Annotated in this window: 22 protein-coding genes; 11 read left to right on the top strand and 11 right to left on the bottom strand. The window is 51.0% G+C overall.

Annotation, left to right across the window (positions count from 1 at the left end; all coding sequences use genetic code 11):
- Positions 1-2: 2 nt before the first annotated feature.
- Complete coding sequence (locus Q1A04_RS16030) at positions 3-362, top strand: cupin domain-containing protein (RefSeq protein ID WP_299708016.1); 360 nt, start codon at positions 3-5, stop codon at positions 360-362.
- A gap of 123 nt (positions 363-485) precedes the next feature.
- Positions 486-1,103 carry a hypothetical protein gene (locus Q1A04_RS16035; RefSeq protein WP_299708018.1) on the top strand — a complete coding sequence of 206 codons (618 nt, stop codon included), beginning with the start codon at positions 486-488 and terminating at the stop codon, positions 1,101-1,103.
- Positions 1,104-1,202: 99 nt separating this feature from the next.
- On the opposite strand, the gene Q1A04_RS16040 is transcribed toward Q1A04_RS16035, so the two are convergent.
- The 3 genes from Q1A04_RS16040 to Q1A04_RS16050 form a co-directional block, all read right to left on the bottom strand.
- A complete protein-coding gene (locus Q1A04_RS16040; RefSeq protein WP_299708020.1) occupies positions 1,203-2,072 on the bottom strand; it encodes an SDR family oxidoreductase in 870 nt (289 codons plus the stop codon).
- A 76-nt stretch (positions 2,073-2,148) separates the two neighbouring features.
- Entirely contained in the window at positions 2,149-2,778 is a 630-nt protein-coding gene (locus tag Q1A04_RS16045) for a c-type cytochrome (RefSeq protein WP_299708022.1), read from the bottom strand.
- A gap of 223 nt (positions 2,779-3,001) precedes the next feature.
- Positions 3,002-3,409 carry a hypothetical protein gene (locus Q1A04_RS16050; protein WP_299708024.1) on the bottom strand — a complete coding sequence of 136 codons (408 nt, stop codon included), beginning with the start codon at positions 3,407-3,409 and terminating at the stop codon, positions 3,002-3,004.
- A 340-nt stretch (positions 3,410-3,749) separates the two neighbouring features.
- Between Q1A04_RS16050 and Q1A04_RS16055 the strand changes: the two genes are divergently transcribed.
- The 3 genes from Q1A04_RS16055 to Q1A04_RS16065 all read left to right on the top strand — a co-directional run bounded on the left by Q1A04_RS16055 (position 3,750) and on the right by Q1A04_RS16065 (position 8,470).
- Complete coding sequence (locus tag Q1A04_RS16055) at positions 3,750-5,186, top strand: S41 family peptidase (RefSeq protein WP_299708026.1); 1,437 nt, start codon at positions 3,750-3,752, stop codon at positions 5,184-5,186.
- Between the two features lie 309 nt (positions 5,187-5,495).
- A complete protein-coding gene (locus Q1A04_RS16060) occupies positions 5,496-6,677 on the top strand; it encodes a hypothetical protein (protein WP_299708028.1) in 1,182 nt (393 codons plus the stop codon).
- 2 nt (positions 6,678-6,679) lie between these two features.
- Positions 6,680-8,470 carry an OmpA family protein gene (locus tag Q1A04_RS16065; RefSeq protein WP_299708030.1) on the top strand — a complete coding sequence of 597 codons (1,791 nt, stop codon included), beginning with the start codon at positions 6,680-6,682 and terminating at the stop codon, positions 8,468-8,470.
- Between the two features lie 101 nt (positions 8,471-8,571).
- Here Q1A04_RS16065 and Q1A04_RS16070 read toward each other — a convergent pair whose 3' ends face one another.
- From Q1A04_RS16070 to Q1A04_RS16085, 4 genes are all read right to left on the bottom strand, one after another.
- Positions 8,572-9,408: an alpha/beta hydrolase gene (locus Q1A04_RS16070; protein ID WP_299708032.1), complete on the bottom strand. Its 837-nt coding sequence runs from the start codon at positions 9,406-9,408 to the stop codon at positions 8,572-8,574.
- 192 nt (positions 9,409-9,600) lie between these two features.
- Positions 9,601-10,278, bottom strand: a complete 678-nt coding sequence (locus Q1A04_RS16075) for a hypothetical protein (protein WP_299708034.1) — start codon at positions 10,276-10,278, stop codon at positions 9,601-9,603.
- A 242-nt stretch (positions 10,279-10,520) separates the two neighbouring features.
- Positions 10,521-11,324, bottom strand: a complete 804-nt coding sequence (locus Q1A04_RS16080; protein ID WP_299708035.1) for a tRNA pseudouridine(38-40) synthase TruA — start codon at positions 11,322-11,324, stop codon at positions 10,521-10,523.
- 21 nt (positions 11,325-11,345) lie between these two features.
- Positions 11,346-11,693, bottom strand: a complete 348-nt coding sequence (locus Q1A04_RS16085; protein ID WP_299708037.1) for a hypothetical protein — start codon at positions 11,691-11,693, stop codon at positions 11,346-11,348.
- A gap of 353 nt (positions 11,694-12,046) precedes the next feature.
- Between Q1A04_RS16085 and Q1A04_RS16090 the strand changes: the two genes are divergently transcribed.
- Positions 12,047-13,795: an ABC transporter ATP-binding protein gene (locus Q1A04_RS16090; RefSeq protein ID WP_299708039.1), complete on the top strand. Its 1,749-nt coding sequence runs from the start codon at positions 12,047-12,049 to the stop codon at positions 13,793-13,795.
- A 94-nt stretch (positions 13,796-13,889) separates the two neighbouring features.
- Here Q1A04_RS16090 and Q1A04_RS16095 read toward each other — a convergent pair whose 3' ends face one another.
- Positions 13,890-14,696 (bottom strand): DUF4239 domain-containing protein, encoded by an 807-nt coding sequence (locus tag Q1A04_RS16095; protein ID WP_299708041.1) that lies wholly within the window; start codon positions 14,694-14,696, stop codon positions 13,890-13,892.
- Between the two features lie 187 nt (positions 14,697-14,883).
- On the opposite strand from Q1A04_RS16095, the gene Q1A04_RS16100 reads away from it, so the two are divergent.
- Positions 14,884-17,088: an acylase gene (locus Q1A04_RS16100; RefSeq protein ID WP_299708043.1), complete on the top strand. Its 2,205-nt coding sequence runs from the start codon at positions 14,884-14,886 to the stop codon at positions 17,086-17,088.
- A 262-nt stretch (positions 17,089-17,350) separates the two neighbouring features.
- Positions 17,351-19,180 carry a hypothetical protein gene (locus tag Q1A04_RS16105; protein ID WP_299708045.1) on the top strand — a complete coding sequence of 610 codons (1,830 nt, stop codon included), beginning with the start codon at positions 17,351-17,353 and terminating at the stop codon, positions 19,178-19,180.
- Between the two features lie 57 nt (positions 19,181-19,237).
- Here the strand turns inward: Q1A04_RS16105 and Q1A04_RS16110 are convergent, their stop codons facing one another.
- Positions 19,238-19,420: a hypothetical protein gene (locus Q1A04_RS16110; RefSeq protein ID WP_299708047.1), complete on the bottom strand. Its 183-nt coding sequence runs from the start codon at positions 19,418-19,420 to the stop codon at positions 19,238-19,240.
- A gap of 76 nt (positions 19,421-19,496) precedes the next feature.
- Entirely contained in the window at positions 19,497-20,519 is a 1,023-nt protein-coding gene (locus tag Q1A04_RS16115) for a proline iminopeptidase-family hydrolase (protein WP_299708049.1), read from the bottom strand.
- Positions 20,520-20,846: 327 nt separating this feature from the next.
- Here Q1A04_RS16115 and Q1A04_RS16120 point away from each other — a divergent pair, with 327 nt between their 5' ends.
- Together Q1A04_RS16120 and Q1A04_RS16125 are read left to right on the top strand one after the other, a co-directional pair.
- Positions 20,847-21,200: a DUF6152 family protein gene (locus Q1A04_RS16120; protein ID WP_299708051.1), complete on the top strand. Its 354-nt coding sequence runs from the start codon at positions 20,847-20,849 to the stop codon at positions 21,198-21,200.
- A gap of 17 nt (positions 21,201-21,217) precedes the next feature.
- Positions 21,218-21,688 carry a DUF6644 family protein gene (locus tag Q1A04_RS16125; RefSeq protein WP_299708053.1) on the top strand — a complete coding sequence of 157 codons (471 nt, stop codon included), beginning with the start codon at positions 21,218-21,220 and terminating at the stop codon, positions 21,686-21,688.
- Between the two features lie 43 nt (positions 21,689-21,731).
- Here the strand turns inward: Q1A04_RS16125 and Q1A04_RS16130 are convergent, their stop codons facing one another.
- On the bottom strand, positions 21,732-22,634 hold the full coding sequence (locus tag Q1A04_RS16130; protein WP_299708055.1) for a mechanosensitive ion channel family protein: 903 nt from the start codon (positions 22,632-22,634) through the stop codon (positions 21,732-21,734).
- 203 nt (positions 22,635-22,837) lie between these two features.
- Between Q1A04_RS16130 and Q1A04_RS16135 the strand changes: the two genes are divergently transcribed.
- Complete coding sequence (locus Q1A04_RS16135) at positions 22,838-23,929, top strand: DUF3616 domain-containing protein (protein ID WP_299708057.1); 1,092 nt, start codon at positions 22,838-22,840, stop codon at positions 23,927-23,929.
- The last annotated feature ends 27 nt before the right edge of the window (positions 23,930-23,956 follow it).

A 23,956-nucleotide genomic window follows, 5' to 3' on the forward strand; every position in this document is an offset into this window, starting at 1 on the left:
CTATGAAAAACGAAGTAAGAAAAATATCGTGGGAAGCGCTGGAAGAAGAAAGACTGAGCGCAACCGTATCGCGGCAAATGGTAACCGGTGAGAAAGCCACACTCACGAGAATGTCTGCCAAGAACGGTGCTGAGATTCCGCGGCATTCACATCCGAACGAAGAGTACATGATGGTGACATCGGGTGCCTTGCGCTACCAGTTTGATGACAGTGAGATGGTAGTGAATGCCAACGATGTGCTGATCGTGCCTCCGGATGTACCGCACTCGATCCGCGTGGAGGGAGATGCTACATTCTTCGTTTTCTTCTCTCCAGCTCGCGAAGATTGGCTGCGGGGAGAGGACCAGTACCTGCGCCGGTAATTCCTGCACTTATACCTGAAAAAAAGAGCGCTTAAAGTGTTGATAATAAAATAGTTTGGGCGCTATATTTAAACCATGCTAGGTTTATAGCGTCTTAGAAGAAAACACTTTAAGATAAAACGCATGAGAAAACTTCGACTATCCTGGGGACTGCTTGCCTTGTCTGCAATCCTGACTTTTACGTCGTGTCAGAAAGATGACACTATTGACCCTGCGCTGGATTCTTTTGCATCTGAGGAATTCCAATTGGAAGACTTGGATGGTTTGGAAAACACCGATGTGACAAGCGGTTCTGAAAGCTCTGCTTTTGGCACTAGCAGCACGGAGGCCATGCACAGCGAGAGGCACTCCCTCTCTTTCATACTACCGAAGCTAAATCTGAACCAAAGCCAGCGTGCTGCCATCAGCGGCTTTGCCAAGGATCATGCCTCCTGCGTGGCAGAACACCGCCAGCGTATACATGAGCTGCACCGCAACCTGCTGGCCAAGGCCAATGCCGTTCGTGAAGAGTACGTTGCCGATTACCGTGCGGGCAACATCAGCCGCGAAGAATTGGAGCAGCGCCTTACCTCTTTGCGTGAAAGAGTAAGAAACGAGATCAACAAACACGACCGCAAACTGATACATATGCGCGCCCTGCGCAAGTGCCGCCTCGACCTAATGACTAACATTGAGTCAGTGTTGAACCGGGAGCAACGTCAACTCTGGGACCGCTGGAAGCAGAGCCTGCGGCAGCGATAACAACTATCCGTAAAAAACAAACACGCTCACAGCTAGCCAAAGCTGTGAGCGTGTTTGTTTTATGCCATAGCCATATTTGGCATCAAGTGCTAAGTCCGACTAAGCCACCACTTTCCATGCCTTGGCGGATTCCTGCGCATATGCCTCGAAACTGCGAGGTGCGTGTCCCAATAGTTTGGTCTGGCGTTCTATGTCCTGCGCTGTGGCTTTCAAACCTTCTTTGTTGAAATACTCAAACATCAAGCGGAAATCAAAGGCCATCCAAGCCGGAAAGAACTGCGTGGCCTGCTGTTCCCATGCATCCAAATCGTTGCCGCCATACGTCACTGTCGTGCCCAGCGCCTCTGACCAGATCTCTGCGGTTCGCTGTCCTGTCATCGGCTCCGGTCCCACCAAGTTGTAGATCTCGCCGTTATGCCCTTCAGTGGTCAGGGCGATGGCCGCTGCTTCGGCTATATCCCGCACATCTACCCTTGAGATGCCCACATCGCCAATAGGCTGCGGGTATACACCGTACTGCAGAATGGCATCTTTGAACCAATTGTCGTTCTGGTAAAAGTTGTTTGGCCGCAAAAAGGTATATTCCATGCCCGAGTCCCGGATTGCAGCCTCAATGGCAAGCTTGGAACCGAAGTGGGGGAGATGTACAGCTTTGTCGTACTCGTGCACCGTCATGTATACAAAGCGCTTTATACCCGCCATACGGGCACCGTTCACGGCGAAGAGGCCTTCGCTGGTTTCGGTCGTGCTGACAGGATTGACCATAAACACGCCATCCATACCTTTAAAAATGGACCGCACCGTATGCGGGTCTAGAATATCGCCGATCACGGCTTCAGCTCCAGCTGGCAGGCTCTGCGCCTTTTCTTCGCTGCGGGTAAGTACCCTTACGTCAACATGACGAGCCAAAAGCTCCTTTACGGTCTGGGATCCCACCATCCCGGTGCCGCCAATTACAAGTACTTTCATAGTTAAAGAGGTTTTGTGTATGACAATTGATCAATAGCGTGCTAAGTTGCGGCTTGGCAGTCGCAATACGGTCGGTTTATTTATCGGGTCCGGCACTAACAGGAGGCTGTGCGGCCGGCACCACGTTGTTGATTGGTTTGGTGGACTTAAGGTAGGCGAATACAGCTCTCAACTCCTCGTCCGTCATATTCGCAATCATTTCCCAAGGCATAGGTGGCAGCAGCATGCGCCCGTTCTCCATTCCTTTATGTTTCCCTTCCCGGATTGCCAAAAAGAAGTTCTTCTCCGTCCAGTTCCCGATCCCTGTTTTGTCTGAGGTCAGGTTAGAGGAGTAGGAGATGCCCCACGGACCCACCCAAGACGTAAGTGTCTGCGTAACCGCGAGTCCTTTCTTTTCCATTTCAGCGCGGTCCACATCCGGTGGCGGCATATTGGCGGGGTGTCCTGAGAGTGCCCGCGACATATCATTCACCGGACCTTTGTCCGTCATTTTTTTGGGTGTGTGGCAATCGTGGCAGCCGGCGATGAGCACCAAGTGCTCGCCCTGTTTGAGCAGGGTCTGGTTGTTTTGCTGTGCCTCCAATGAAGCGCTAGCGCCCATGTTGACCTGATCAGTCGGTGTTTCGGTGCGGGCTTCGGAACATTGTGTTAGGAACACAATGCACACAATGGCCAGCCAATAGTTTAAAATTCTTCCCCAACTCATAGTTTTAAATTTTAGTGATTTGCAAAAGAGTATTGGTTGAAAATAAATAATTTTTATTGTAATAGTTATATTAATTAGTGATATTTTGTCAGTGGACGGATTTTAAGGGTAGAGGAAAGGAATCCTAGGAGAAGAATTTAGAAAACAGGGCAAACCTTACCCAAGGAAAGGCAAGGCTACAGACGCTTTGTCTATAAATGCTTAATAAGAGATATGATAAAACTTATGAGGTGATTTGGCCAATCCAGTCTGCGGCCTCTTTGTATGATATAAACTGTCGTACCTCCAAACTACCCGCTGCATTGATCGAGGCTTTTTCCATAAATTCCTTAAACTTGACATAGCTGATTCTATCTTCCCCGCTAACGCGCGCTATTTTCAAAACAGGGGAGTAGATGATGCGGGGCGCCAATTCTTGAATGGTCCAGACTACGTCCTCAGGGCAAATCTCACCTAGGGAGGCGGAGTCTGCGATCCAGTGCCGGATAGCGTGCTGGTGCAGCATCTCGGTCAGTAGTATATTGCCCTGCCGATATTCATCGCTTGTAACGTTTCGTAGCCATTCGGAATGCATGAGGTGTAAGTCCTGATCTACCCAAACCTGTAGGTAGCTGTTTTCAAATTCAATCATTGTTTTTATGCATCAGACGGTATTCCGACCCTTAGTTGGTAAAGTTGGCAACTATGGTAAGGCATGTACTAATCAAGAGGGCAAAAAGATACAACAATGCTGCAAGAATCAGAACACAATACGAATTTATAACAGTTATAATAAGAGGCACTGGCTTTTTTTTAGAGTTACAAGGCATTCAATTACATTGTGCACAGTGGCTCGGTACTAGCCAATAAGATTGTGCTTCACTACGGAAATAGCCAAAACACACTGGCTAAAAATTATTAGACTACAGATATAATTTAGTAGATTTAAACCGGAAAAAGCTATTCATATTTCCCAACCCAATCGACTCTGCATGAAACTTATCCGACAGCTGGTGCTTCTCTCAATAGCCATATTTCCTTTCGGAGCACAGGCTCAGAGCGGTGGAATTAAATTTGCCCCTGCAGATGTACAGGCCGATATGGCCTATGCCTACGAGACACTGCAAAAAGCGCATTACAACCTCTATGCCTATGTCAGCAAACAGGATTACGATGCGGCTTACCAAGAGCTTCTGAAGTCTGTCGGACAGGACTCCCTGAGCCTATTGCAGACCACCATGCTGATGCAGCGGCTAGTGGCGATCGGAAACGTGGGCCACAGCGAGGTCGATTTTGCGGCAGGCTCCTATATCGCCTACGCTATGCAGAACGGCACCCTGTTCCCGCTCGAGCTGGCCTTCGAAGATGGCAAGGCCTTTGTCCGCAACAGCTATACCCCTGATTCGACGGTGCGGGCGGGCGACCAGCTACTGCGCCTAAACGGTAAGCCCATCCGTAAACTGCAGGCGGCGTTTCATCCCTACCTCTCAGCAGAGCGGACTTATTTCAAAGATGCGAAGCTTGAGTTCTGGTCTTTCCCCCGGTACTATTGGGCGGTGTTTGGCGAAAAGCCTTCCTTTAAAATAAAAGTGAAAAACGCTGCCGGCAAGAGAAGCACGCATACCATACCCGCCATTACCGTGATGGCCTACGAAGCCAGCAGGGGAGGCGAGATCCTGAAAAACGAGCGTTCCTTTCGGTATGTGGAGGGCGTTGCCTATCTCCATCCCGGCCCTTTCAGCTCTCCCGACGCAGATGGCGAGGCGCAGTTCAAAGCCTTTGTTGACAGTGCTTTTGCAGACATCAACACCAGTCAGGCCAAGTACCTGATCGTGGACCTGCGCAACAACGCCGGTGGACACAACACCTTCAGCGATCACCTGATCGCCTATTTCGCGGACAAGCCTTTCCGATGGTTTTCTGACTTCACCGTCCGGACCAGTGAGGTGCTCAAGGCGCATACCAAAAAGCAGTACCCTGACACTATACCTGATGCCTATACCCGTAACATTCTCGAATATCCTGACGGCGAGACTTTCGCCTATGAGCAGCCCATGCAGCAGCCCATGCCGGATTCTCAGCGCTTTCAAGGTAAGGTATACGTGCTTGTCAATCGGCAATCCTACTCCATGGCCGCCGTAAGCGCCGCATTGATACAGGACTATGGCTTTGGCGTGATTGTGGGAGAAGAGACCGGCGATACGCCTACGCTCTATGCCGCCCAGTTTTCCTTTCAACTACCCCGCACCAGCGTGGAGGTAAAAGTGCCAAAAGGCTACATCGTGCGCCCAAACGGTGATGAAAAATTAGCGGGTGTTAAACCTGACCACATCGTGCACGACCACCTGCTTGATGAGCACGATGAGGTGCTGCGCTATACCTTGGAGAAGCTGATAAAACCGATGCAAATTTCTGAGGTTAGGAAATGAAAAAGGGAAGATTGGTAGGTATGGCATTCTACCGATCCAGCCTAAACTGTTTGCCAATGCACTCCATCTTAGACCTTGAAATGGACCTAGCCGCTATACCTTATACCTAGGGAGCCATAAACTGAGTAACACCGCTACCGGAGGCAGATGGCTATACCTATATATAGCTTAAAACCTTAAATATTAATACGCGTTATTAAATACATACAATACGTCCCGCGAGTGCCTTAGCTGTTAGTCCTTCATCGCCCTTTCCAGTCACTAAGGTTGTGCACAGACTTTTCCTTTCATTGACTTAATGATGCGCGCATGAAAAAAATCTACACACTTCTAGTTGCTCTCCTGATCAGTTATCCGCTGTTCGCCCAGTATGAAACCGTAGTGTTCAATTACGACAGGATGTATTTTAACGAAGGGCAGCCGTTGCCCGCAGAGAAGCCTTTTATCCTGACCGGGTCGGTGGGCAAGGATGTGGCGATGGTAGAGGTAGCCATCTACGGCTCGTCTGACACCAGCAAGGAGCCCCTCTTCGTCAACTCTTGGAAAAGGCGGCCAGGTAACCCCGAAAATAGATTCGTAGTCCCGTTGAACTACCCGCTCCGTGGAAATGCCAAATACACTTTTCTAATCAACTTTTACGAAGCGGCCAATGCTATGCAGCAGCAACAGCTCCTGCACCAGCTCAACAGTGCGCTGCACGCTTACATCGATCAGTCGTTTGTGGTGAGCCGCGGCAGTGTCGTGCTGCAAAAGCATCCGCGGAACATGCGCAGCGACATGAATGCGATCGTTAATCAAGGGCTTAACCTCTATCGAAGCCAGATAAACTATCAGTTCGACGGCTTCTCGGACATTGTGCTCGACAAGCTTGATCAAATCAATAGTATGCGCCTACGGAGGGCGCGGCGCAACATCGTAGCCACGGAAGGGGAAAGCAGTGAGGCGCTCCGCCTGAAGTATGCGAACAGCCAAATCGAGGCGCTTAAATCACTGGTTAGCCAAGAAGTGGCCCAATTTGCAAACGCGCCCCTGCACGCGCTCACAGACACCCGGAAGCTGACCGACTACGCCTCCGAAAAGACAAGGAATGTACTCGCGCTCAATGTGGGTTATGGCGGGGTTTACTACTCGGGAGACTTCGATGACTTCTCCTCTGACACGGCACCTTATGCGGGCATCTCCATTCCGTTTGGCAAGGCGCCTTTTAATTCAGCTTTCTGGACAAGGTCGAGTCTGTCGACGGGTGTTTTCCTAAAGAACCTGAACTTTGGTGATGACAACGAGGCGACAGGCCCGATTGTGAGACGACCCATCTACTTGGCACTAGGGTATAGGGCGCTGCCTTTTATCCGAGTTCAGGCTGGTGCTACCTTGCTACAGAGCAGCCAAGCATCCACTTCCATCTCCGATTTCAACCTTGACCGCTTGTATGTCAGGCCATTTGTTGGTTTGAGCTTGGAACTGAATTTATGGATGGATTTAAGCAGATAGCCATGAAATATTTTGTTTCCATATGCCTGCTTTTGCTCAGCTGCCACTTGGCAGTAGCGCAGCATGACATATATAGATGGCAGTTTGGCGGCTATACCGGCATTGCAAACTACCAGAACGATAAAAACAGCACAACAGACTATTTCAAGCCAAACAGCAACCTGCTGTACCGTTTGCAGCTGACCCGCCATCTTGGCAACAATTTCGGGTTGGAGCTGGCCTATTCGTACGGAGATGTGCGTGGGCTTGACCAATTGGATAACCGTTTCACGACTGATGTGCGCACGGCCTCGCTGCGTGGAATTTTCTATACAGACAACGGTTGGCTGCTGAACACTTCGGCTATCGTGTCACCTTATTTCTTTGCAGGGTATGGCTTAGGGATATTCGAAACCAGCGCGGGAAACTTTAATGAAGAGTCGCGCTATGTGCCGCTTATACCTTTTGGAGTGGGACTGAAATTCAGAATATCAGAACAGTGGCAGGTGTCCCTACAATCCGAAGCCGTATACCCGCGGGAGCGGCACTTGGAGGGCGCTGATCTGGAGCAGAACAGCCGCAACAGCACCTTTGTACACACGGGCATAACGGTGGGCTACAGTTTCGGTTTCCGTAAATCGGAATTCAGGGCAGCACAGTTCTATGCCGGCAACGTTGAGCTATTACAATCAGTGGAGGGCCGGCCACAGCCAAACTTACTGCAAATAATTACGAAACTAGAGCCGCGGGATGTGCGCATGCCCGTGCAGCAGGATACGACTGCCTTTGCAGAGCCGGACTTGCAAAAGCGCCCTGTTCTGCGGCACGTAGACACGCTTGAAACCACAAGAACAGCCATAGAAATAGACACTACCCAAGCGTTGAAACCGGGGGAGGTGGAGAAAGTCCCACTCGAAAAAACAGACATTCAGGATACAACCATGCTGCCTGCCGCCGCTGATACGGCCCGCCTTGCTGCAAAGCCAGATTCAGTGGTGGTGCCAGAACGAGTTGTGGAGCCAAAACAAGCGGTGGTACGAGAGCAAGTAGTGACTCGAGAACAAGTAGTCGAGCCTGATTCTGTGGTGCAGCAAAAACAGACCCGAGCCGTGACCAAGGAGCAACAGCAGGAATTAGTCGAGCGTAGGGACGAGCCCGTCATTAGGCGGGACTATGAACGGGATGAAAGGCGAACATACTATACTCCTGCACAACGTGACCAAAGAATTGCCCAACTCCAGAAAGAGCAGCAGCGGCTAGCTGCTGCGAATGCAGAGATTAGCCGGAAGCAGCGCATGCTAGACTCTTTGCAGACAAACCAACTGACAGATGAATACGAAGCGTTGACTGACCCCAACATGGTAAGCTTCCTATCGCAGCAGGCCGCCTTGAATGATAGCGTGCTGCTACGCCTGCAGCAGTACGAGCAGGAGCTGACCCTGTCGCAGCCAGCGTCTGCTCCGGGGACAGAAAGGGCAGGTCCGGTAGCACCCACCCCCCGCGCCTTAGCTGTATTCTTTCCCATCAATTCCCACCGCGTACCTGTGCAGAGCCTAACCGATATCAATCAGTTGCTAACAGCACTGGAGAATAACCCCCAACTACAAGTAAGGCTAACCGGCTACGCCTCCCAGTCAGGCAGCGCGGCCTACAATATGGAACTGAGCCGAAAAAGAGCCGAGTCTTTGATGAACATCCTCATACAGCAAGGGATATCAAGGGAGCGCTTCAGTCTGATGTACATGGGCAGCGAAAAGTCCTCCAAAGAGGAAAATCGCATGGACCGGAAAGTAGAAGTGATGCTGACAGAGTGAGTTTTTGAGGTATAAAAGCACTGGCTCATGGCCAAGCGTATAATCTAAAACGCAAAGCTCCGTCTCCGATGTGGTGACAGGGCTTTGCGTTTTCAGTAAACCTACCTTCGCAAAAAGCTGATCAAGGCGCTGTTCACCTGATCTTTGTGGGTGACGAAGATGCCGTGAGCGCCGTCTTTGATAACAACGTACTTACTGTTGCGAATCCCCTCGGCCGCCTTCTCGCTGCTTGTCTTGATCGGTACGATCTGGTCGGCGTCCCCATGTATGATCAGCGTAGGCACACTGACGTTTCGCATTTCCTGCCGGAAGTCGGTATGTGCCCAAGCTTTGGCTGTTTCGATGACGGCACGCGGCGATGCAAGAGAGGCAATCGTCCAGTCGAGGCGCAGTTGCTCTTCGCTGAGTGTGCCTTTTTTGCCTGTGTAATTATAGAACAGTTTGCCAAATTCTGCCAGAAAAGGCACCCGGTTAGTTTGCAGGGACTTCATGATTTCGTTTAGCTTTTCTTCCGGTACGCCATCCGGGTTGTCATCGGTCTGTTTCACCAGTGGGATGATCGAGCTGATGAGTACCGCTTTGTCCACTCGTTCAGGACCAAACATGGAAAGGTAACGCACCACTTCGCCGCCACCCATCGAGAATCCTACCAGCACGCAATCATAAAGGTCAAGCTGCTCGATCAGGGCCCGAAGGTCAAGGGCAAGTGAGCTGTAGTCGTAGTGGTACCAAGGCTGGTCCGAGTCGCCAAAACCACGGCGATCGTAGGCAATGCAGCGGTAACCGGCATCCACAATGGCCTGTATCTGGTACTCCCACATCTTGTGGCTCAGCGGCCAGCCATGGATAAGAATCACGGGCTGCCCATCGCCATAATCTTGGTAATTGATGTAAACGTTTTCTCCCTTTTGGATGTCCTCTGTTTCGATAAATGACATAGCGTTAAGTTTGTTTTGGTTGAGGTAAGTTATTTGATTTGAGCCTGAAACGGCCTGTTCCTTTAACTTGGTTTCTACGGAAATGTTTGCTGTTTTTAGGGAGAGCTGGCAGGGGTGATGGTATAAAAAAAAACAGGCTGCAAGTCTTTTCAAACCTGCAGCCTGTCGCTGTCTTTCACTTGTTCCTGTTACTTAATCCTGTTCCAACAGCTCGGTGTTTTCAACGGCCCCTTCAAATTCGTGAGAGGTGAAATCATCGGTACTGATCCAGTTCTCGGAGGTCAGGATGCTGTATAGGTGGTTGGCAGCTGGCTTGAGCTCCCACAGGATGCTTTCTGCCTCCGGGAAGGATTTGTCCCCAGCCATCTGCTCCGTGAAGAGCCTTTTCACCAGATTGCTGTCCGAGAGCCCAGCGCCCAGTAGTTTCAATGCCATCTCGCGGGTGAGTTCAGTCGCGGCATCCTCGTCTAGCGGAGTGATGGTACAGTCAATCAGCGTCGCCTTGGTGTTGGGGAATTTGCCGTTGAAGGCCTTGTATAAAAGCTGGTTGATGTGGAAGAGGCGGGCATGCAGGCTGATGTCTGGGTACTCTTCCACTATCTTGTCCAAGAGCATGTCATTGGATATTTGGTCAATCTGCCCCTCGTTGAGTTCCTCGCCCAATTTATACGCCAGCAGGATGGCAGCGGCTTCGTTAGGTTCATAGTCGGTGATGGCCATCAGAAGCAGTTCGTTCAGGGTATCGTTGCTGGCTTTATCGGCGTCCGGATAATTGAACTTGCCCAGAAGCTGCTTGTAATCTTCATTTGTCCAGTAACCTGGCATTTGCTCTACAGTGGCGGCGTCGTTAATTTTTATTTGATAGTTCATTGGAATTGAATCGAAAAATGTGAATTCTTTTAACAGAATAGTTAAAAGTCAAGCGTGTGCGGTATGCCAAGATGAGGCAGGATGAAATTGTCTTTGTGCGGATAAACTTGATGGAGAGTAAGCGGAGCGTGTTCACCTCCTTTTTTTGCAGCAGAAAGAAGATGAATCAAGTAAGAGCTCTTACCTATACAAAGGTATATCTCCACATTAGGTTCATTTGTTGTCGGGCAGGGCGGGGAAGCCTACTGCCAGTCTGTTGTGTTCTGGTGCTGGAATATAGCGGAAAGGGAGCTGCGGGGAGCCAAGTCCAGAAAAGGGTAAGTGACCTTAGAAAGGTATAGACCCTGCGGATAAGCCGGTGTCAGGGCTTTGGGAGCGTTCTCAGCAGCCAAGTAGCTTTCAAATTCGCTCAAGCTGAGGGAGCCGGTACCCACCAGCAGCAGTTTGCCGACAATGATCCGGATCATCCTGCTCAGGAAGCGGTTTGCCGAGATCTGGAAGCGCAGCCTGTCACCCGTGCTATCGGCAAACCAACTGGCTTCGGATATGCGGCAGATCGTACTGTCCTGCTCATCCGGTGTGATACAGAAGGACCTGTAATCTTGGTAAAGCGGGAGCAGGGCAGCGGCTGTTTTCATCGCATCCAAGTTCAGATCCCGCACAAGGTATAAGGCGCTGGCATTGCTCAGGAAAGGGTCTTTGTAGGTATGGATGAAGTAGTCGTAACTTCTCTTGATGGCATCAAATCGGGCATGGGGCAGGCCTTCCATCGGGATAATGTCGAAAATGGCAATATCCGGGGGCAGCACTTTGTTGAGTCGGAAAAGCATGTCGAATTCCCAAGGCTGCGCGACGTCCAAGTGAAAGAAAAACTGGCTGGCATGCACACCGGCATCTGTCCGTCCGCAACCCACGATGGCGACCGGCATTTTCAGTATTCTGCTCAGACAAGCCTCAATCGTTTCCTGCACATTTACGCCATAGGGGTGCCGCTGCCAGCCTTTGTAATTGGTCCCCTTGTAGCCGATGTGAAAGAAGTAGCGCAAACTGCTAGTTTTTATAATGACCTAGGCCGCCAATTCAGACCCCGGAAACAGAACATTGTAATCAAACATAGCATCAGGTGCCTCTTTAGTTATTTCAGGTAAAAGAGAAATAGGCAGACATGGGCAAAGCATGATTATTTTGGCAGGATGATGTGTCTGCAAGTACCGCAACATAAATCTAAAAATAAAATAATCTTCTTCAGACTGCATAGCTACTCCAAGGCCCATACGGTAATCCAATATTTTTATAAAGCCTTCTGTATCGTTGTAGAGTATAAATTCATACACATTATAGAAAAACTTTGTAGCCATCCTGGTATCAATTACACAATCCAATACATCGAATACCGCATTCACTTTATTTTTCATAAGCATATCTGTAAATCAAGCTACAACAATCACTTTTGATTTAAGAAAGATAAGACTTAAAAAGGCAGTAAAATAGTATATAGAGATTTTTTGGAGTATATGTTTTGGCTATATAGTGTAGGTAAGTGATTGAAAACTAAAAGGGTATCTACTTTTGATCACTTAGGTATAGACGCATGAAATACAGCGCTCCAAGGCAGCAATACTTATTAAGGTATAGCTGTTTTAAATTGACTAAATTTCGGGCTGATTAAAGGGCAGACGACACGAATTAGGTATAGTTCACCGCATGTCTCCGCTTATAACCGAAACTTTAAGCCTAATCTTACAAAGAATATTTCCATCTCAGATACATGTCTAAATCTAAAAAGCTCCACAACGTCACCATAGCCGAAGTATTCAAGACCATCATCTGGCCGCGGAGAAAGTACTTAACTATCGGGCTGGTCCTGATCGTTATCAGCCGACTGGCCGGACTGGTGTTACCGGGGGCGAGCAAGTTTCTGATTGACGATGTGATTCCGAACGGCGACAGCACTATGCTCAAATGGCTGATCGGGGCGGTGGTCGTGGCTATTACCATCCAATCCGTTACTTCGTTTGCGCTCACGCAGATTCTGAGCGTAGAGGCACAGCACCTCATCTCGCAGTTACGGGCCAAGGTGCAGCGGCACATCATTCAACTGCCCATCCGCTTTTTCGACAATACCAAAACAGGCGAACTGGTGTCGCGCATCATGACGGACGTGGAGGGTGTGCGGAACCTCGTGGGTACCGGCTTTGCCCAAATGATAGGCGGGGTGCTGACCGCCCTGATCAGCCTCGGGCTGCTCATTTACATCAGCCCCCTGATGACGGGCTTTGCCTTGATTCCGGTGATCATTTTCGGATTCATTTCCCTGAAGGCCTTCGGCGCGATCAGGCCTATTTTCCGGGAGCGTGGGGTAATCAATGCCGAAGTGACGGGCCGCCTGACCGAGACACTGGGAGGGGTGCGCGTAATCAAAGGCTTCAATGCTGAAGAGCAGGAAATCAGGACGTTTGAGGATGGCGTGACGCGGCTGTTCCTGAACGTAAAAAAGAGCCTTGTGACCACCAGCATGGTGACGAGTGCGGCCACACTGCTGCTGGGTCTGGCGTCGGCGGGCATCATGGGCATTGGCGGCTACCTGATTATGAAGGGCGAGCTGACCTTCGGCGATTTTCTGGCCTTTACGCTATACCTTGGTTTCATGATCGCGCCCATTTTGCAGATGAGCAACATCGGGAGCCAGTTTACCGAGGCCTTCGCCGGCCTCGACCGCACACAAGAAATTCTGAACACACCTCTCGAAAACGCCACCGGTGACCGCACCCTCGAACTCGACCACATTAGTGGCGACATTGTGTTCGATCGTGTGGCCTTTGCCTATGAAACGGGGAAGGACGTGGTGAAGGAGATCAGCTTTAAAGCACCTGCCGGTAGCGTGACGGCCTTGGTAGGCACCTCCGGCTCCGGCAAAACCACCATTGCCGGACTGGCTGCTTCTTTCCTTAACCCCGACAGTGGCACTATTACCGTAGACGGTCACGACTTGCAAAGCATTAGTCTGCAGAGCTACCGTAGCCAGCTGGGCGTCGTGCTGCAGGACGATTTTCTGTTTGAAGGCACGATTCGCCAGAACATCCTTTTCCCACGTCCCAATGCCACCGAGACGCAGCTGATGCAGGCCGTGCAGGCGGCCCACGTGCAGGAGTTTACCGACCGCTTCCCGGATGGGCTCAATACGCTGATCGGGGAACGTGGCGTGAAGCTTTCGGGTGGACAGCGGCAGCGCATCGCCATCGCACGGGCCATACTCGCCGACCCGCGCATTCTGATACTTGACGAAGCTACTTCCAACCTCGATACAGAAAGTGAGAGCCTGATACAGGCCAGTCTCAAAACCTTGATGCAGGGCCGCACCACCTTTGTGATCGCCCACCGCCTCAGCACCATCCGCCAAGCAGACCAGATTTTGGTGATCGAACAGGGTCACATCACGGAACAAGGCCGACACGAGGAGCTTTTGGAAAAGAAAGGAAGGTATTACCAGCTGTATACCTATCAGGCGAGAATCTAAGGGTAGTTGCTCAGGTGTAGAACAGTACGAGCTGCAAGCTCTAGCCAGTAGCTCGTACTTTAATTCTACATCAAGATCTTCTTTATCAACTCTTTCAGTCCGGTTCAGTTTCCTCTTGCTCGCCGAGCAGTTGCTGCATACTGGCCTGATTCACTTTTATGGTTCCCCGTACTGGCCTGTCGAGGTCGATGACGATAAAGACAACCAAGCATATCAGGAAAGTCATGACCAAGGCTGGGAGCGTTGATCTTTTTTTACCTAGCCCAGCTGCATAGCCCATCAAGGCCCCGGTCATAATGAAAATGATGAACAGCAGAAACAGAATCACCTCGGGTACGTGCAGTGCCAGCAGGGCATTGCGCTTACCGTAGGCGTCTATCATATTGTTGAGCGCGCTTATGAAGTAGCCGGTGGTGACAGACCTCGAATCAATGCGGGCGGCTTTCACCGCATTCACCCAAATCTCGGTGTGCAGTTTCTTTGTTGCTTTGTTCAGTTCCTCCTGCTTGGTTACCAGCGCCTCCATGGTATTGTCTACCTGTAGCCTGAGTACAATGTATTGCTGCAGCTGCGCATAGGTAAGCGAATCGTAAGGAGCCGGGAGCAGGTTAGTGCGTAACAAGGCTGTGCCAATGGTGTTCGCCTCAATGATGACGGCCTCGCTGCGGTTGTTATAGCGTTGCACCGCCATGTTGAACGTAAACCCGAGTATGAGCGCCAGCAAACCCAGCATACCGGCCTGAATCGTGTTGGTTTGCGTCTTCACGTCCGAATCTGTTTTGGACTGGTAGTAATGGCCCAAGCGGTAGCCTACCTCGTTTGCCACCAAAATCAGGGCAAACAAAATAGAGACGATGACAATGCTATCCAAGTCATACATGATTTCTCTTGAAAAGGCCATTCTACAACATATACTAAGATGTACAAATCAAAGCAGTCCCAATTGCAACGATGGTGTATACGCAATTTTTAATGTTTAGAGTAAAAGGGTAGCCTTGTAGGGTATGTCCGCTGAAATAGCCCGCCACCTGTATTTATGAAATTTTACTTAAATTGGTGAATCGTTTTCTTCTTAATCGAACCAAACCATGAGACACCTCTTGAGGTCCCAAACACTCCTGCTGTTTTTATTTGTATACCTATCCTCCTGCGCCATACAGGGTAAAACCGACTCTACCACAGAGGTGGCGAAGTGGGAGGAACAGGCTTCTCGCGTGACCATCATGCGCGATGATTTTGGCGTGCCGCACATCTATGGTAAGACTGATGCCGATGCTGTTTTCGGACTCTTGTATGCCCAGTGCGAAGACGATTTTAACCGGGTGGAGCGCAACTACCTGTGGGCCATTGGCCGACTGGCCGAGGTGGAAGGCGAGGAGATGCTCTACAGCGACCTGCGCGCCCGTCTGTACATGACCGAGGAAGAAGCGAAGGCTGAGTACGAGCGCAGTCCGGAGTGGTTGAAGCAGCTTTGCCAAGGCTTTGCAGACGGCATCAACTATTACCTGCACACGCACCCGGAAGTGAAGCCGAAGCTGCTCACGCGCTTTGAGCCTTGGATGCCGATGTACTTCAGCGAGGGCTCTATTGGCGGCGACATCGAGAGTGTTTCCACAAAAGGAATAAAGGCATTTTACGAAGAAGACAGATCGCTGGGGCTGAACAGCCACGGCCACGGACTGGTGCAGCCTGCCTTACTGGAAGAACCGAAGGGCTCCAACGGCTTTGCCATCTCGGGCAAGCACACGGCCTCTGGCGATGCCATGCTATTGATCAACCCGCATACCTCTTTCTTTTTTCGGGGTGAGGTGCACGCGGTCAGCGAGGAGGGACTGAACGCCTACGGCGCCGTTACCTGGGGGCAGTTCTTCATTTACCAAGGCTTCAACGAGAAGACCGGCTGGATGCACACTTCTGCCTATGCCGATGTGATTGATGAGTTTGAAGAGACCATTGTGAGACAGGATGGCAAGCTGTTCTACCAGTACGGCGAGGAGCTGCGCCCGGTGGCGACGGAAAAGGTGAGCTTAGCTTATAAAGACGGCGATGAATTGAAGCAGAAAAGCTTCACGACCTACCGCACCCACCACGGACCTATCACGCATATGAACGGTGACAAGTGGGTGGCCACAGCCCTGATGTGGAAGCCGGTCGATGCCCTGATCCAGTCCTATACCCGAACCAAGAAAAGCAACCTGAAGGAGTTTGACGAGATGATGCAGATGCGCACCAACTCCTCTAACTCCACCGTGTACGCCGATGCCGACGGCAACATTGCCTATTACCATGGCAACTTCTTCCCGAAGCGCGACATCTCCTTCGACTACTCCAAACCCGTGGACGGCAGCAACCCGAAAACGGATTGGAATGGTTTACATACGCTAGACGAAACGATCCGCATCATGAACCCGCCGAATGGCTGGATACAGAACTGTAACTCAACGCCTTTCACGGCCGCCGCTGAGTACAGCCCGAAGAAAGAGGACTACCCGGTCTACATGGCGCCTTCGGCTGAGAACTTCCGGGGAGTGCATGCTATACGCCTGCTCAAAAAAGCAGAGAACCTGACACTTGACAAACTGATCGACTTGGCCTACGACCCCTACCTGCCGGGCTTTGAGGTGCTAATACCGGGACTAGTAAAGGCTTATGATGCGCAGAAGCCGAATGACCCGAAACTGAAGGCAGCCATCGAGGTGATGCGCAACTGGGACTATGCGGTATCAAAAGAATCGGTAGCCATGTCGCTGGCGCATTTCTATGCTACTAACTTGCTGCGCGACGGCAGTGCACCAAAAGGCCATATCATGGAGCGTTTCGACTACTATACCAACACAGCACCTGAAACAGAGCGTCTGGAGATTTTCAGTAAGACCATCGCCCAACTGGAGCAGGACTTCGGCCAGTGGAACACGCCTTGGGGAGAGATCAATCGTTTCCAGCGCCTCACCGGCGACATCAAGCAGCCTTTCAATGATGCGGCACCAAGCATTCCGATCGGTATGGCTTCTGGGAACTGGGGAGCTTTGGCATCCTACGGCTCCAACAGCTATAACACTAAGCGCTTGTACGGCACCTCCGGCAACAGCTTTGTTGCGGTGGTGGAGTTTGGCGACAAGGTAAAAGCCAAGACCATACTGGCAGGCGGCCAAAGCGGCGACCCTAGTTCCCCGCACTTCAATGATCAGGCCGCTCGCTATGCCAATGTGAACTTCAAAGACGTAGCCTACTACCGCGAAGACGTGGAGAAGAGAGCCAAATCGACCTACAAGCCGGGGGAGAAGGTGAATTGATAAAAACGCAATTAGATCAGAATAAAAAAGGTCCGGGCTGTAAAGTCCGGACCTTTTTGTCTGTTACTGCACCGCTAGCTTGCAATTCATGGTGTTACGCATGCTCGATGTATAACTAAGATAAAATTACTGATCTAACTTCAGTTATCCTTTCTATTTAAATAATCGTAATAAATATTTTTATAGTCATAATTTATAAAGCTTCTCTTTTACTCGAAAACTTGCTGCCTACGGATGATAAAAAATTACAAATAATGAAATCATGAACACGAAATGGCGTACGCTGTCCCTGTTAGCCGCTTCCTTACCCGGCTTTCTACTATTTACCAGCTTTTTGGACAAAGAGGACAACCGGATGGAAGAAGTTCTACCCTACAGCAGCATCCCCATTTGTGGGGGAGGGAGCTCTGATAAGCTCAACACACACGGTGCACACCTCAATTGCCATTCACCCGTCACCTCCTATGTAGACCTGCTCCCGCCACCAGAGTTGATGGAGGGCATCGGCAGCAGCCATATCCCGATCACCTCAAAGTCCGAAACAGCACAGCAGTACTTCGATCAGGGACTTTCCATGCTGCACAATTTCTGGGATTTCGAGGCTTATCGCGCCTTTAAGCATGCGGCTAGCCTTGATAGCACTGCCGCCATGCCGTACTGGGGTATTGCCATGTCCCTGAACTTCAGTTCTAATCGTGAGAAAGATTACAAGGCGGCCATCGCCAAAGCCAAGAAGTTAAGCGACAAAGCCACCGAAAGAGAAAAACTCTACATCAGGGCACTGGCCGCCTATGACTCCTTAGGCAATGAAAAAGGCGTGGAAGCCTTCAAGTCCGGAATGGAGAAACTGATTTATCGCTACCCCGACGATGTGGAGGCGCAATTGGTGCTCTGGCTAAACGGTCTGTCACGTGGCTATACACCGGATATGGCCCCCAAGCAGGACGCGCTGTATGCGCAGTGGATGCTGGAGAAGCTGATGAAGACACATCCGGATCATCCGGGGGTGCATCACTACTACATCCATCAGATGGAAAACTGCTGCCCCGACAAAGCCATCGAAAGCGCCGACCGCCTAGCGGCTCTTACTCCCAATTCAGGGCACATGGTGCACATGCCGGGCCATATTTACTACCGAATCGGCGACTATGAAAAATCACGCGCCTCCTTTATCGCCTCCATGAAAGTGGATTCGGCCTACATGGCCTCGCAGCAGATACAGCAGTTGGACAACTGGAACTACATGCACAACCTCCACTACCTAGTAGCTAACTGCACAGAGGAGGGGCGCTACAAAGAGGCCAATTACTGGCATCAGCGGTTGGAGAACATTCCTCCGCCTGTCGATACCCTGAAAGACCGCCTGCAAGACCATCGGCGCATGATCTTTCGGCGGGTGGTGTTTTACGGGGCAGACCTAGATCTGCGCTTCGGCAACTGGAACAAAGTGGCGGAGCGATACAGCAAACTTGCTGACGAGGATTCTATTTTTGCCGCCCTCGGGTATAGCAAAACCTACAAGAATGCGCTGGTGCTGTATGCAAAAGGGATGGATGCCATCGAGCGGAAGAAACTGGACCTAGCCGCACAACATGCCGATGCCCTTGATGCCATGCTCTGGCGTGCCAACAAGCAGGAGAATGTTTCGCTGAGCCCCTATTTCGAGAACCGTTTTAACGCGCAGTCCTTAGAGCTCCGTGGCAATCTGCTGGCTGCCAAAGGGGATTCGAAGAAAGCTATAACGCTGCTCAAGCAGGCTCAAAAGCTGGAACGGCAACTGGGCTATCGGGAGCCGCCCTACTATGCGCGACCAGTGGCTGAAAGTCTGGCAAACGCCTACTTGCTGGCCAAAGAGTATGACCGGGCCCTCGAAACCTACGAAGCCATGCTGCAAGCCAGACCCAAGAGCGGCTTTGCTTATTACGGAATGGCGCGAACCCACGAATTGGCTGGAAACAAGGAAAAGGCAAGCCAATATTATACCTTGTTCCGAGAGGCTTGGCGCGATGCTGACAAAGACTTGCCACAAGTCAGAAAAGCAGAGGCATGGCTTAAAAAAGCACCACGTGTAGCGGCACGGAGCACGAAGTAAGGAGAGAAGTAGACAAGCAATAAAAAAGCCCCTGCTTTCGGCAGGGGCTTTTTTATTTTATTTAACTGGTATCATTACCGGAATCAACTCTCGCTCGAAGTACACAAGGTCGTTCTGGGCAGGGTTGCCGATGACAGTGCAGTAGTAAATACGCTTCAGGTATTGTCTGATAATTAATTTAAGATCCGGATTCACTTTTGCGAACACTTCAGATCCAATGGGGAATGTGTTTTCTAACATACTCTAATGTACGCATTTAACCTGGATAGCAACGGGTTATTTCCATCTATTTTAAGAATGCTGCCACTGGGTCAGATCAGTGGTGTTTATCCACGTCTATCATAAAACGCACCAGCCCCTCAAAGTAGGTTTGCTGGTCGTCGTAAAAGGCCATGTGGCTGCCTTCGGGGCAATGCAGGTAGCGGCCATTCGGAAACTGCGTGGCCATCCACTCCATGTGCTGCGGGTCCATGGTGTCGTGCTGGCCGCCGATGGTAAGCGTGGGCACCTGTATGTTAGGCAGGTGCTGGGAGCGGTCCCAGTTTAGCAGCGAGGCATTGCTCCGGATGCCGAACTCACTCGGTCCCTGCATCTGCACGTAGATGGTCTGGTTCATGTGGTCGAGCATGCGCAGCGCCGGGTCCGGCCACTCCTCCAGCGGCATGCGCAGGGCGTGCTTGGTATAGAAGTGCGGCAGCAGCAGCTCCATGTAGCGCGGGTTCTCAAAATCGTTGTCGGCTTCTATCTGCTTGATCTCAGTCAGCACCTCGGCCGGCATCTGCGGACCCAGCACCTCGTCGGCATATTGGTTATAAGTGGGTACGCTCGATACCATGTTCGAGATGATCAGGCCCTTGAGGTGTTGCTGGTACTTGAGCGCGTATTCCATTGCTAGGATGCCGCCCCACGAGTGGCCCAATAGGTAGAAATTACTCTTATCCAAGTTCAGCGCCTCCCGCACCTGCTCCACTTCTTCCACGAAGCGGTCAATTTCCCAGAGGCTGGTGTCGTCGGGATTGTCGCTGTAGTGGGAGCCCAACTGGTCGTAGTAATAATACTCGATGCCAGCCTTTGGCAGGTGGCTATGGAAGCACTCAAAAGCCTCGTGCGTGCCGCCCGGTCCGCCATGCAGCAAGAGCAGCTTGATGGTCGGGTTATTGCCCACCCGTTTCGTCCAGACGTAAAACTCACCTTTCGGGGTGCTGATGGTGATCCGGCGGGCACCGCCACTCAGCTCGTGTTCCGTGCCGGCGTAGTTGTGGTACTCTGCTACGGAGGGCGTAGAACTGCCGGAGTTTTCGGAAGGTGAGAGCTGGCGAATGGAGAGGAGTGGTTTCATGGTTTTGGAGTTTAGGTGAGAGGAAGGTATAGTACGTTAAATATAAACAAAAATTACTTTCCGCTTATGTTCCTCATTATACTGAGCGCTGCAGCTTTTAGGCTTTAAGCAGAATATGAGTCCGCTAGTGCGAGTGCTGTGCTAGTGCGATCTTGCAGCTCGTACTGTTGCTAATGCTGATGTATTTGCTCCGTAGAAATTAAAGGCACGATTTACAAACCCGCGCCAGCAGCAGGTCGCGCAAGCAGTAAAAGCAACGCTACTTACTTACACCTTTTTCAGTTTTCTTCGTTTTTACATAAGTGTATCACTATCAGATTTATACTTATGCTACTACCTGCTAAACTAATCCTGATTTTATTCTGGCCGCTGGCTATGGCCTTCTCGACGCTGCACCACGGTTGGGCAAACTACGACCAGACGAATAAGCTCGACTATACCGGCTTGGTGGAGGAAATCAAGTACGAGAACCCACATGGTATGCTGCAGCTACAACACGAGGACAAGACATGGACGGTAGTACTGGCACCGCCCAGCAGAATGAGCGCCCGCGGCCTGAACAAGGATATGCTACAAGCCGGCGATTCAGTGCGCGTAGTGGGGTATCCGCATAAGGAGGTGAAAGATGAGATGCGTGCAGAGCGAATCTATGTAGGAGATAAAAAGATAGAGCTACGCTAGCGGCGACCATTATCGGGGTGGGACTGCTGCAAAGTCTGGAAGATTCAGCACTGGCCAGCGCCATACGGCAATCTTATTGGCTTTACCCTTTTTTGGAGATTCTGCACATTCTGGGTATCGTGTTGCTGGTAGGCGCCGCCTTTCTGTTCGATCTGCGCCTGCTGGGCTTATCCAAAAACCTGCCTGTCCCTGACTTGGCCCGGCATGTATTGCCTTGGTCCAGAAGAGGCCTATACCTGATCATTCCATCCGGCTTACTGCTGTTTAGTACCAATGCGGTAGCTTTGGCAAGCGACTCTGTCTTTCACATCAAGATGCTCCTGCTGGCGGTGGGCGGTCTCAACGCCGGTTTTTTTCATCGCTACATCTTCTCTTCGGCACCGGAATGGCAGCACGGTAACACACCCCGTATTGCCAAAGCGGTGGCGGTATGTTCCATCGTAGTGTGGGTGGCGGTGATCACCTGCGGACGTCTGCTAGCTTATTAGTTGAGGTTTAAACTTCTCTATGTTTTGTCATGGCTTTTTGAATTTACTCCTGCGCCGACTTCTCTACCATCCGGACGGGTAGGTCTTTCTGGTAGTCGTACAGCTTGAGTTCCTGTATGTTGGCCGGGAGTCCGAAGCCATTTTCCAGCAGGGCTTTAGAAACGGCCTGCATGATGCTGCCTTTCAGCAACACAACGCCTTTTTTATAATCATCGGTTTCGGCCCAGAAAAACACTTTGATGTTTAAGGTGCTCACGTCGAGTAAGTCTACTGTAGCATAGGGTGGGTCTTCTTGCAAGACGCCGGGAACACCCAAGGCTGTTTTTTCGATCAGGTCAATGGCGGCCTGTGCATTATCATTGTAATCAATGCCCACTACAAAGTCTATCCGGATGCGACCGTTCTGGGTCAGGTTGGTTACTTTGGAGCTTAGTATTTTGGCATTCGGGATGTACACATCACGGCTGTCGAAGGTGAGCAGGTGGGTGGAGCGCAGGTGCAAATTCTGTACTTTCCCGATGGTGTTTTCTACCTCGATGGTGTCTGTTATCTCGAAAGGACGGTCGAAGGCAAGTATAAGACCGGCTAGGAAGTTCTCGGCAATATCCTTGAATGCGAAGCCAATCACAAACGCAGATAAGCCTGCGCTAGCCAGCAAGCCGCCTGCCACGCCGCTCAGTCCAAGAGCCTGCAGACCCAGCAATAGGCCAATGAAGATAACAACCCACCTTGTAACCATCGCAATGTACCTGCCCGTGATTTTGTCATGCGATTTGGTGGTCAGTCTGCCTTCCAGCCAGTTTTTGATTTTCCCCGCCAGCCACACCGCCACAATAAAGATGAGGATCGTGAGCAGGATGTTGGGCAGCAGGAACAGAAACCTTTCCCAATAGTGGTTGAGGACCGATATCAGATCAGCTGAAGAATTGCTGTAGTCGTCTTGCATATACAGGTGCTTTGGTTTGAGATGCTGATGCTACCAACCAGCGCAGCTTTTGTCAAAGGCGCTTATGTCAGTGTACCTGCTGTCTCTAAACGACAGGCCCAATTTACAGTTGCAGTAAACACATGGCGTAAGGCTGTAGAATGGCTTAGTAAAGCATTTCTGGCGTATGTATACCTTGACAATTGTGACATAATACAGACAGCATGAGTGAACAGATTAAACTTTGCTTTTCTCCGGATTTGAGCCTGAATGCCGAAGGCAAGCATGTGCGCGATGGCCTTTCTACCGCCATGCTCCTTGGCGATAACCTGTGGTTGAGTTGCGATGAGCGCACCACCATTGAGCGCCTCACCCGATTACCCGATGGGACCTTTGGCAAACACCACTCGTTTGATGTGCATGCTTACCTCGACCTCCCGGCACAGGACAAGAGCGAGATAGACATAGAAGGGATGGGAATGGCCGATCATTACCTTTGGCTTGTCGGTTCCCACAGCCTAAAGCGCAAGAAGCCGAAGCGGCCTGACTCCATCGCCAAACAAATCAAGTCCCTGTCCAAAATCAAAAGTGACCCGAACCGCTACCTGCTGGCGCGCATACCTATAATTCAGGATCCGGCAACAGGGGACTATACCTTGCACAAAGAAGTGACGCATCCGGACCAGCCCGGCAAAATGCTGCGTGCGGGTCAGTTGCGAGGCGACAAAACCAGCAATTTGTTAACCGAATTGATGGAGCAGGATGAGCACATAGCGCCTTTTATGAACATCCCCGGCAAAGACAATGGCTTTGATATAGAAGGACTGGCCATACACGGCAGCCGAATTTTTATAGGGCTGCGCGGCCCCGTGCTACGCGGCTGGGCCATGGTGCTGGAAGTGGAGCCGGAGGAAGACGAGAAGGGGATGCTGCACCTGAAGCAGCTCACAAAGGAGAAGCCCTACCGTAAGCACTTTCTGAACCTTCGGGGCAAAGGTATACGGGAGCTGCGCATTCACGGGAACGACATGTACCTGCTGGCCGGCCCCACCATGGATCTGGACGGCGTGATCGCCATCTACCGCTGGCGCAATGCCGTGGACGGGGACACAGAGCAAGTGGTGCATAACAACGAACTGGAGCGGCTGTGCGAGGTACCACATGGCACAGGGGAGAACTCCGGTAAAGATAAAGCGGAAGGTCTCGCCATACTGGATGACCAGCGTGTGCTGGTGGTGTTTGATAGTCCGACGGATGAGCGGACTGTTGGGAAAAATGATGTGATGGCGGATGTTTTAAGATTAGGAGAGGGGTGATTTAATACTGAGGGTCCGATACAAATA

This window comes from uncultured Pontibacter sp., from assembly GCF_947499215.1.
Classification (GTDB): Bacteria; Bacteroidota; Bacteroidia; order Cytophagales; family Hymenobacteraceae; genus Pontibacter.